This is a genomic window from Acinetobacter sp. CY17 (assembly GCF_059515825.1).
This window is the reverse complement of sequence record NZ_JCAKMX010000025.1, coordinates 25,448-36,613: the sequence shown is the minus strand read 5'-3', so window position 1 is coordinate 36,613 and position 11,166 is coordinate 25,448. Positions and strand designations below refer to the sequence as shown.

The window sequence follows — 11,166 nt, the reverse complement described above, 5'->3', positions numbered from 1 at the left end:
CGGTACCTTGTACCTTGATGAAGCTGGCATGATTCCTGTGGTTGCAGGTACACCATTTGATGCACAAGAGACCGTGTACTTTGTACCAAACGAAAACTGGAACGGCGAAACCACATTTGACTACGTGGCAACTGATAATGAAGGCTTAGAATCAGACCCTGCTACTGCAACGATTACCATTGCCGATGTCAATGATCCGCCAGTTGGAGAAAATGACGAGGTTGAAACACCTGAAGACACCCCAATCACAGGACAAGTTCCAGCGACAGACCCAGATGATGATCCACTCACTTATGAAGTGACTGAACCACCAAGCAATGGTGAGGTTGTTGTCGATCCAAATACAGGTGAATATACCTATACGCCCAACCCTGACTACAATGGTCCAGATGAGTTTACTGTCGTTGTAACTGATCCAGATGGCGAAACTAGTACTTCAGTGATCACTATTGATGTAACTCCTGTGAATGATCCACCAGTGGCTGAAGATGTCACTGCAACAGGTGATGAAGATACCACCATTGCAGTGGTACTCGACTACAGCGATGTAGACGGTACAGTTGAGAGCATTACAGTCACGACTTTACCTGAAAACGGTACCTTATACCTTGATGAAGCTGGTACGACTCCTGTGGTTGCAGGTACACCATTTGATGCACAAGAGACCGTGTACTTTGTACCAAACGAAAACTGGAACGGCGAAACCACATTTGACTATGTAGCAACTGATAATGAAGGCTTAGAGTCAGACCCTGCCACTGCTACGATTACCATTGCCGATGTCAACGATCCACCAGTGGCTGAAGATGTCACTGCAACAGGCGATGAAGATACTACCATTCCAGTGGTACTCGAGTACAGCGATGTAGACGGTACAGTTGAGAGCATTACAGTCACGACTTTACCTGAAAACGGTACCTTATACCTTGATGAAGCTGGTACGACTCCTGTGGTTGCAGGTACACCATTTGATGCACAAGAGACCGTGTACTTTGTACCAAACGAAAACTGGAACGGCGAAACCACATTTGACTATGTAGCAACTGATAATGAAGGCTTAGAGTCAGACCCTGCCACTGCTACGATTACCATTGCCGATGTCAACGATCCACCAGTGGCTGAAGATGTCACTGCAACAGGCGATGAAGATACTACCATTCCAGTGGTACTCGACTACAGCGATGTAGACGGTACCGTTGAGACCATTACAGTCACGACTTTACCTGAAAACGGCACCTTGTACCTTGATGAAGCCGGCACGATTCCTGTGGTTGCAGGTACACCATTTGATGCACAAGAGACTGTGTACTTTGTGCCAAACGAAAACTGGAACGGCGAAACCACATTTGACTATGTAGCAACTGATAATGAAGGCTTAGAGTCAGACCCTGCGACAGCCAATATCACTGTGGATGAGGTTAATGATGCGCCTGTTGCCGAAGATGATACAAAAACTACGCTTGAAGATACTCCAGTTAAAGGTAAAGTCCCAGCAACAGATCCAGATGAAGATCCTCTGAGCTATGAAGTGACCGAACAACCTACTAATGGTAGAGTTGAAATTGACCCAGAGACTGGCGAATATACCTATACGCCAAACCCTGACTACAATGGTCCAGATGAGTTTACTGTTGTTGTAACAGATCCAGATGGCGAAACCAGTACTTCAGTGATCACTATTGATGTAATTGCACAAGATGACAGTGAGATTGTACGGTTGATGGAGGACAGCGGTGTTGTTACTTCATTTACTGTGGGAGATGCAGGTGATACAGGACGAAGTATTCCTCGTACTAGCTTAATTGATGACGATGTAAAAGATGATCCAGGTATCCGTATCGATCATTTCCGCGTGGGTGATGATAAAACCGTTTATCAACCAGGGCAAGAATATGTCATTCAAAATTACGGTACGATCAAAATTAATGCCGATGGTACTTTTGCCTTTACTCCAGCGAAAGACTTCTATTCTGATGTCAATGCTCAAGAAATTTACGTGCCGCCAATCGTGCACTACACATTAGCGGATGACAATGGTTTACGTGAAACATCAACAGTTGCATTCCATGTTGAAGGTGAAAACGATGCACCTGTGGGACTTGACGCCTCAATCACTATTACCAATACACCAGGCGTTGAGTACTACTTTGATTTAGATGACTTTGAGGTCAGCGACGTCGATCACGACATTACCGATATCACTTTATTAGTGACTGAACTACCAACCAATGGTGTATTGGAATATTTCAACCGTAATGCATGGGTGAAAGTTCAAGTCGGTGACCGTATTAACTACTCTACAGTCGACGGCAATCGCATCCGTTATAAACCAAATGATAATCTGTCTAATCAAAAATATGATTCATTTAAATTCCAACCGGATGATGGTGTATCTAGCAATGGTAAAGGTGAAGTTACCACCTTAACAATTCGTTTACTTGAGCGTGGCGAAATTGAAACGAGCAATGCGGTGGTGAACGGTACAGAAGGGAATGACTTTATTACCGGCGCACAAGGAGTTAATCAAACTTTCCATGCCAAGCATGGTAATGACTTTATTTTTGCTGACGGCATTAATACGGATAGTTTAGAGTTTGCAGGACGTACTTCACCAGCAGGTTCAGGCATTGATGCAGTCGTTGAATATCTAAAAGCGCAAAATGGCAATAAAGAGCCAGATGAGCGTGCGCTGTTAGACTTCTTAAAAAAGCATCCTGAATTCTTCCCAGAAACGGGTGGTAATGACACTATCTATGCTGGTGCAGGTAAAGACATGATCTTTGCAGGTGGTGGAGATGACACCATCTATGCCAGCCAAGGCAATGATTACGTACATGCAGGAGCTGGCGCCGATACCTTGATCTACAATGTACTAACCTCAGAGTCTAACAATGCAGGGCATAGTACCGACACCTGGGATGACTTTGATGCTAGCGAAGATACCCTTCAATTTTCACCTGGGGTATTGCAAGGGATTACCCAAGAAAATGCTGCTGAATACATCGAATTAACATTTGATGCGGAAACCAATACGGTGACGCTCGCGATTGATCGTGATGGTAAGCAAAATGAGTTTGTAGGTTATCAGCCAGTGTTGATTTTAGAAAATCAAAGTAGTGCGCTAGATTTACAAAAACTGATGGATGATGGCCGTATTGTGTTTGGCTAAGTCTGAATTTTAATTGAAAAAGCCAGCTTCAGAGCTGGCTTTTTTATGAAGCAAGAATTCATTTTATATAAATAAAATTTATGTAAAAAAGTAAAAATATTCATAGAAGTTTTGTATTTAAAACTCAATCTTCGGTTTATAGTAGATTTTAGATTTTTACTGTCTTGAGTTATATTTTTAGGAATAAACACTGGTCATCTGCACAAGAGGCTGCTTTAATCATCGTATGATTAAAAATTATTCTGACTGATCTTAATTACAAGCAGTCTATTTAGCCAGAGTGAATTTAGGTTCATCTCAAGCATAACATTTGTTGGAACTACACAATGCCTGACTATCGTTCAAAAACATCGACACACGGAAGAAATATGGCTGGTGCACGTGGCTTATGGCGTGCAACAGGGATGAAAGATGAAGATTTTGGCAAGCCAATTATTGCAGTCGTCAACTCATTTACTCAGTTTGTACCCGGCCACGTTCACCTCAAAGACTTAGGTCAACTGGTGGCACGTCAGATTGAACAAGCAGGCGGTGTAGCCAAAGAATTTAATACCATTGCAGTCGATGACGGCATTGCAATGGGCCACGATGGCATGCTGTACTCATTACCATCGCGTGACTTAATTGCTGACTCGGTAGAATACATGGTCAATGCACACTGTGCCGATGCCATGGTGTGTATTTCGAACTGTGACAAAATCACACCGGGAATGCTCATGGCAGCCATGCGTTTAAATATTCCAGTGGTGTTTGTTTCTGGCGGTCCAATGGAAGCAGGTAAGGTGCAAATTCGTGGCAACGAACTTGCCATTGATTTGGTTGATGCCATGGTGGTGGCTGCAGATGACAACTTTAGCGATGAAGAAGTGGCAGCCTATGAGCGTTCTGCATGTCCAACCTGTGGTTCATGTTCAGGTATGTTTACTGCAAACTCAATGAACTGTTTAACCGAAGCCTTAGGTCTGTCTTTACCGGGTAATGGTTCAACGCTTGCTACACATGCCAACCGTAAAAAATTGTTTGAGCGTGCGGGTCAGTTGATTGTTGAAATCACTAAACGCCATTATGAACAAAACGATTACAGTGTATTACCACGCAATATTGCTCCTAAAGCTGCGTATGAAAATGCCATGACTTTAGATATCGCGATGGGTGGTTCGACCAACACCGTACTTCACTTATTAGCGGCTGCACACGAAGCAGAAGTGGACTTCACCATGGACGATATTGATCGTTTATCGCGTAAAGTGCCTGTGCTGTGTAAAGTTGCACCTGCGGTGAAAGATGTGCATATGGAAGATGTGCACCGTGCAGGTGGAATCATGTCAATCTTAGGTGAATTAGACCGTGCAGGTTTGTTGGATACATCTGTACCAACAGTACATGAAAAAACATTAAAAGATGCTTTAGATAAGTGGGACATTATCCGTACTGAAGAAGAAGAGGTGTATAACTTCTTTAAATCAGCACCGGGTGGTGTACCAACGCAAACTGCATTCTCACAAGACCGTTACTACTCGCGTTTGGATGGCGACCGTGAGAAAGGTGTGATTCGTAATGCCGAACATGCTTTCTCTAAAGATGGTGGTTTAGCTGTGCTTTACGGTAACATCGCACTGGATGGTTGTATCGTCAAAACCGCAGGTGTGGATGAATCGATTTTAAAATTCAACGGTACAGCACGTGTATTTGAAAGCCAAGATGATGCAGTAGAAGCGATCTTAGGCGGAAAAATTGTGGCAGGTGATGTGGTATTAATTCGCTACGAAGGTCCACAAGGTGGTCCGGGTATGCAAGAAATGTTGTACCCAACCAGTTACTTAAAATCGAAAGGTTTAGGTAAAGACTGTGCACTGGTGACTGATGGTCGTTTCTCAGGCGGTTCATCAGGTCTTTCAATTGGTCACGTGTCTCCAGAAGCAGCCGAAGGCGGTGCAATTGCCTTGGTTGAAGATGGCGATCGTATTGAAATTGATATTCCAAACCGTAGTATTCATTTAGCCGTGGCTGAAGATGTATTGGCTGCGCGCCGTGAAGTGCAAGAAGCAAAAGGTTGGAAGCCTGCCAAAGAGCGTCCACGTAAAGTATCTAAAGCACTCCGAGCATATGCTAAACATGCGACAAGTGCTGCTAAAGGCGCAGTTCGCGAGATCTAACTAAAGCGAATTTTTAAAAAAAGCACTCCTTTTGGGGTGCTTTTTTAGCCCTTAAGCTTGCCTAAGCTAGGCTTTGGTCATCTAAATCTAGATCTATAGCGGAAATTGTTGCTAAAGATTGAACATCTCAGCTGAACTTGTTATAAGTTTTGCTACTAGATTTAAATTTTTGTTTAATTACAGCAGATTTTGCACTTCTTGCTGTAGAAATTTTAAAGCTGATATCGTCTATTCCGAGGCTACTTTCATGTCACTGCTACGCCGTTGGTTCGATCCAATCCGATCGAGTTGGTTTTACCAAAAACCAGTTCGCCAAGAGGTGTTACCTACGGATCAAGGTTTGACGATTTATTTGCGTTTAGATGATGTTTATAGCTATTTAGCAGCACAACAACTGCCACAATTAGAAGAAATACTAACTGATGAAATGAAACCACTCAAAGTGGTGATTTCAAATCAAGCTGCTCACCCACCAAACGACATGACTGCACTCGAGTGGCAGCAGTATTGCTTAAATGATGCAAAAATTTTATCTAAACAGCATCGTTTTAGTTTTCATGACACACCGGAACAACCGCATGCTGAAGCACTACAGCAAGCAGAAACAATTTTGCGCCATACACCATTACGTGGCCAAGATTTCCTATATTTGATGGAAGATGTGTTCCATATGCTTTGGCAAAAGCAATATGGCAAATTGCGTACCTTACATGCGATGGCCAGTCGTCATCATCAAGTGCAAGATTTTCCAGAACGCGTTTTTAACCAAACGCCGGTATTAAGTGCTTATTTTGAATTTGCTGATCGTAAGTACCAAGCTGTAGATGATTTACTTCGTTTAGCGCGCCGTTTACAACAACAAAAACTGTTAACTGATAATCCTATTTTTTTAATTAATCATATTGAATGGCGTGAGCATTTAATTAGTGATGCCGAAGAGCTCAATGAGATTCAAGCGCTTGATCCTGAATTAGATTTGTATATTGCTTTAGAAGATCCAATTTCTTGGCTTTTATTGGCTTATATTAAAGAAGAACTGGCGGATTATTATAATATTCAACTCAATATTTATCCGCTGAGTTATCAAGGCCGTGATCAATTTGATTGGGGTTTGGCCACCCGCTTATCTAAACGTAGTGAAGTGAAATTTACCCCGTTTTGTCGTCCGACCGAGGCTGCAACACTGGCCATGGCAGCATTATTTTATAGTGTACCTGCCGAGCAGCAACTTGAAGCGATGTATGAAATTTTGCGTCAAGTATGGACCAAAGCTAAAGATCTCTCCTTTAAAAGCCATTTCGACCAACTGCGCCGTGATTTAAATATTAGCCAGTTAACAGAGCAAGATATTGGTTTACGTTTACAGCAAAATGATATGTACTGTGAAATGAAGTCACAGCCGAGTTTGCCTGTCTTAGAACTGCGTATTGCAGGGCAAAGCTATGTTTTTAATAGCTTATATCGGGTGTGGATGATTGAAAGTATTTTCAGTAATGTGTTAGAAGAATTATATAAAAGTGAAAATGAAAGTGAAAATGAACAAAGAAAAACCTGAAACACTCGAGCAAGCCCGCGCTAAAATTGATGCGATTGATACAGCATTAATTGAGCTTTTAGCAACTCGTCAATTTTATGTGGATCAAGCATTAAAATTTAAACGTAGTGGTTATGAAATACAATCACCAGAACGTACCGAACAGGTAATTAGCAAAGTACGTGCCGAAGCAGAAGCACATGCTTTAGATCCAGATTTGGTCGAGCGGATTTATCACGAAGTCACAGAGCATATTATTCGCCGTGAACTTAAGGAAATCCGCCCTTAAGCTGACTAACGCTGCACTCACAACAGTGCTGCTAGTGCTGCCTGATAATCGGTAGCGCTATAAGTGGCTAATGCTTGAATGTGTGCCCAATCTTGTGCTGAATACTGATCATAAATCGCCAAGACTTGTATACCTGCAGCTAAAGCCGCTTGGACGCCAATCAGAGAATCTTCAACCACTAAGCATTCTGTTGCAGCAAGATCAAAATGCTGGAGTGCTTTTAAATACACTTCTGGATCCGGCTTGATTTTAGTCACATCCTCACGGGTTAAGATAAAGGAAAAATCGTCATTAAAGTTAATCTTTTGATTGATTTTATAATTGTTTTGGCAATAACGTTGAATATTATTAAGGCTGGTCGTGGTCGCCAATACCAGCTCTAAACCGCGCTGTTGTAACTGTTGTATAAACACGTCAGCATCTGGTTTAGGGGCGACCACATGATCTAAAAAATGATGTGAAATTTGATAGCGTAAATCTTTAATGGCGCGCGGAGTGAACTTGAACTTATATTGTTGCTGTAACATGCCACAGTAGTCTAAATAAGGATCAGGTCGCTCACAAAAGCGTTGTAAGGCTTGATCGCGCTCAGCTTGAATCTGATTTAAATCAATAGACTGACCACTAAGTTGCTGAATTAGAGCTGCATCGATTTGATTCCAAATACCCACTGAATCGAGCAAAGTTCCATCTAAATCAAAGCAGACCAGTTTTTTGTTATTAAGCATAGATGTTTCCTCTTGGCCTCAACTTTTGCCTAAGGCATGTTCGTAAAAACCGCATTGGTGTTTAGCCTAGAGCCGTTATAGCATAAGCAAAAATATAAGCTAGAGTAGCGCTATGGATCTGTTGTGGTATGTGATGATTGTATTTGCCATCGCAGGTATGATTAAAGGCACCATAGGCTTAGGTTTACCTGCGGTCTCTATGGGCTTAATGAGCTTGGTGATGGCACCTGTACAAGCGGCGGCATTATTAATTATTCCTTCCATGATCACTAATATTTGGCAATTATTTGCCGAAGGTGAGGTGTGGCGTCTTATTAAACGCTTTTGGACCTTGTTACTGGGCATTGTTGTAGGGTCTATATGGAGTATTTTTCCCACTTTGGCACAGAGTGAGTTTCAAGCTGAAGCCTTACTTGGTGTTATGTTGGCAATTTATGGCATATATGGGTTATGTGCGCAGCAGATGCCAAACTTATCCACACGGGAGAAATACTTATCCCCAATTGTGGGGTATTTGGGTGGAGCTTTAACTGTAGCAACAGGTGTGGTGGTGATTCCTGTCGTGCCATATTTACAAGCACTTCATTTAAAGCGTGATGATTTGGTACAAGCTTTAGGTTTAGCTTTTACCACCTCAACCTTATGTTTAGCTGGGTTTTTAGCGATGAATAGCCAAACTATAGGTGATTTCAATTATAGCTGGTCATTTTTGGCTTTAGTACCAGCTTTAGTGGGCATGTGGTTGGGGAAAAAGATTCGTTCGGCGATTTCTGAGCAGCGTTTCCGGCAAGTATTTTTTGCGGTTTAATTGTGTTTGGCAGTTATATGGCGCTACATTAAAACTGCTTGGCCTGTTGTAATAAAAATTCACTGAGAAGCTGATAGTCTGGCGTGAGCTGCTGAAAGTCTTTAGTAACTAACAACAACTGACGATTGGCCCAAGCCCCTCTTAAGGCCACACAATGCAAATCATATAGACGTTGCAAACGCCGTGCAGCACGTTTGGGCATAATTGCCACGCCTACATTTTGACTGACCACTTGAGCAATCGCAGCAAAGTTGGGTAAACGTAAGCGATAGAGAATAGGGCTATTGAGTTGTTTGGCCTGCGCTTCAATAGATTGTTGCAGGGACTGATAGGCCATTAATCCAATAAAGGGCTGGCTTAGAATTTGGCTCAGTTCTGTATGTTGCACACCATTGAGTGGGTGCTGCTTTGAACAAATAAGTACCAAAGGGTCGCTAGCAAAGGCATGGCTGTGTAAATTTTGATGCTGGAAAAAATTAGAAATAATACCCAAATCAGCCTGACCATGTTCAAGCGCAGTGACAATTTCAGCGCTTTCTGCTTCATGCAACTCAATATGCAGATGTGGGTATTGCTGTAAAAATTGTGGTAATACCATAGGCAAATATTCACTTTGTGCTGAAGAATTACACCATAGGTTGAGCTGTACATTGGGCTGTTTGACAAAATTTTGCATGGCGCGGTGCAACAGATCGACCTGTTGCAGGATCACTTGGCTATGCTGACTTAAGGTTTGGGCAGCTAAAGTAGGTTCTAAACCATGAGGATGCCGAATAAATAAATGGCTTTGAAAATGCTGTTCTAGTTTTTTTAAACGCTCACTCGCTGCTTGTAAAGAAATATGGCTGAGTTTAGCTGCTTCGGTGAGGCTACCGGTTTGTATAATATTTTGTACCAGTTGTAAGCTAAATAAATCTAGACGCATGGCTTTAGCCTGAGAGTTTTTGCTTTATGCTAAAGGAGTTTGGCAAAAAAAAGCAGCCCTTGGGCTGCTAAAATTTTGCAAAAGCTTTACTTTTTATCTGCCAAACTAAATAACCAATTTAGTAATACAGCAGCTAAAGTTGCAGTACCAATCCCGCCTAGGTTGAAATCGCCAAATTGCAGGGCAAAGTCACCTGTACCTAAAATAATCGCAACAGCAGCAACCATAAGGTTTTTGTTGGTTGAAAAATCAACACGATGTTCAATCCAAATTTTAGCACCCGCTAAGGTAATTAAACCAAACACCACAATTGAAGCACCGGTTAAAATTGCGGTAGGAATGGTTTGAATAATCGCACCAAATTTTGGTGATAAACCTAGAAAAATAGCAAATACACCGGCAATCGCAAAAATAATGGTTGAGTAAACGCGTGTAACTGCCATCACACCAATATTTTCACCATAGGTGGTCATCCCTGGTGCCCCAACGCTACCTGCTAGTGACGTAGCTACACCATCAGCCACAAAAGCTTTACCAATATGTGGATCTAGGTTTTCGCCGGTCATGGCGCTTACAGCTTTAATATGACCTAAATTTTCTGCCACCAAGATTAAAGCCACGGGTGCAATAATTAAAATCGCATTGAGGCTAAATTCAGGTGAGTGGAAGGTTGGTACACCAAACCATGCTGCTTGTTGTACAGGGAGAAAATTAATTGGCGTGCCATAACCCATAACATTGGTGGTAATAAAATACACCACATAAGAGAGGCTTAAGCCAACAAGTAACAACAAACGTTGCAACATTCCTTTAGTGAATACCGCAATGATGCCCATACAAAGAATGGTCACCAAAGACATCCACATATTAAATTGATCACCAGCGACATTTTTGACCGTTGCAGGCGCTAAATGTAAGCCAATAATCATCACCACCGAACCTGTGACGACAGGTGGCATTAATTTTTCAATCCATCGAGTACCGGTTGCCATGACTAAAAAGCCACACAACATATAAAGGATACCGCAGGTAATAATACCGCCCGCAGCCAGACCAATATTGCTATTTATTCCCCCAGCACCTGAGAAACCCGTTGCAGCAATCACCACGCCAATAAATGCAAAGCTTGAGCCAAGATAGCTTGGGATACGACCACCGGTCAGGCAAAAAAACAGTAAGGTACAAATACCTGACATTAAAATTGCAAGATTTGGATCAAAGCCCATCAGTAGTGGCGCAAGTACAGTGGCGCCAAACATAGCAAAAGCATGCTGCACGCCAAGCATGATACTTTGTGCAGGAGGGAGATATTCTGTAGTACCAACTGGGCGTGCATCGATATCATCCGTAAACGGACGCCATTTAGGGAACCAATTGGTCATAAAATGTACACTCAATAGATAAATTGGACACATCATACGCTTATTTTCATAACTTTCTAGAGCTATGAGTAAAACTAATACTATGACTTTTATTGTATTTTTACCGCTCGGTAAAAGTATGAAAATTAAAAATACCCCAAAATCAGTACATTAATTTAGTTTTGCTATATCAGTC

7 protein-coding genes and 1 pseudogene are annotated in these 11,166 nt (G+C 42.1%); 5 read left to right on the top strand and 3 right to left on the bottom strand.

Translation table 11 applies throughout. The features are described 5' to 3' along the window. The 4 genes from AC5YCI_RS14315 to AC5YCI_RS14300 all read left to right on the top strand — a co-directional run. The coding region (locus AC5YCI_RS14315; protein WP_496175755.1) for a tandem-95 repeat protein at positions 1-3,169 on the top strand (3,169 nt) is incomplete at its 5' end. 326 nt (positions 3,170-3,495) lie between these two features. Continuing rightward, positions 3,496-5,325, top strand: a complete 1,830-nt coding sequence (ilvD, locus tag AC5YCI_RS14310) for a dihydroxy-acid dehydratase (RefSeq protein ID WP_496175754.1) — start codon at positions 3,496-3,498, stop codon at positions 5,323-5,325. Positions 5,326-5,572: 247 nt separating this feature from the next. After that, positions 5,573-6,880 (top strand): hypothetical protein, encoded by a 1,308-nt coding sequence (locus tag AC5YCI_RS14305; protein WP_496175753.1) that lies wholly within the window; start codon positions 5,573-5,575, stop codon positions 6,878-6,880. Further along, positions 6,861-7,148, top strand: a complete 288-nt coding sequence (locus tag AC5YCI_RS14300; RefSeq protein WP_496175752.1) for a chorismate mutase — start codon at positions 6,861-6,863, stop codon at positions 7,146-7,148. Before AC5YCI_RS14305 ends, AC5YCI_RS14300 begins: the two co-directional genes overlap by 20 nt. 17 nt (positions 7,149-7,165) lie before the next feature. Here the strand turns inward: AC5YCI_RS14300 and AC5YCI_RS14295 are convergent, their stop codons facing one another. Beyond that, a complete protein-coding gene (locus AC5YCI_RS14295; RefSeq protein WP_496175751.1) occupies positions 7,166-7,876 on the bottom strand; it encodes an HAD family hydrolase in 711 nt (236 codons plus the stop codon). A gap of 112 nt (positions 7,877-7,988) precedes the next feature. Here AC5YCI_RS14295 and AC5YCI_RS14290 point away from each other — a divergent pair. After that, positions 7,989-8,716 (top strand): annotated as a pseudogene (locus AC5YCI_RS14290) (sulfite exporter TauE/SafE family protein). Here the strand turns inward: AC5YCI_RS14290 and AC5YCI_RS14285 are convergent. Continuing rightward, the gene (locus AC5YCI_RS14285) at positions 8,713-9,609 is read right to left on the bottom strand and encodes a LysR substrate-binding domain-containing protein (protein WP_496175750.1); all 897 of its coding nucleotides are present in this window, start codon (positions 9,607-9,609) and stop codon (positions 8,713-8,715) included. The pseudogene AC5YCI_RS14290 and the gene AC5YCI_RS14285 overlap by 4 nt on opposite strands. An 86-nt stretch (positions 9,610-9,695) precedes the next feature. Continuing rightward, the gene (locus AC5YCI_RS14280) at positions 9,696-10,991 is read right to left on the bottom strand and encodes a solute carrier family 23 protein (protein ID WP_496175749.1); all 1,296 of its coding nucleotides are present in this window, start codon (positions 10,989-10,991) and stop codon (positions 9,696-9,698) included. Between the last annotated feature and the right edge of the window lie 175 nt (positions 10,992-11,166).

Bases quoted from the DNA above. Each gene is read 5' to 3' on its own strand.
- AC5YCI_RS14305 (WP_496175753.1), top strand. From the start codon at position 5,573: ATGTCACTGCTACGCCGTTGGTTCGATCCAATCCGATCGAGTTGGTTT.
- ilvD (WP_496175754.1), top strand. From the start codon at position 3,496: ATGCCTGACTATCGTTCAAAAACATCGACACACGGAAGAAATATGGCT.
- AC5YCI_RS14280 (WP_496175749.1), bottom strand. From the start codon at position 10,991: ATGACCAATTGGTTCCCTAAATGGCGTCCGTTTACGGATGATATCGAT.
- AC5YCI_RS14285 (WP_496175750.1), bottom strand. From the start codon at position 9,609: ATGCGTCTAGATTTATTTAGCTTACAACTGGTACAAAATATTATACAA.
- AC5YCI_RS14300 (WP_496175752.1), top strand. From the start codon at position 6,861: ATGAACAAAGAAAAACCTGAAACACTCGAGCAAGCCCGCGCTAAAATT.
- AC5YCI_RS14295 (WP_496175751.1), bottom strand. From the start codon at position 7,876: ATGCTTAATAACAAAAAACTGGTCTGCTTTGATTTAGATGGAACTTTG.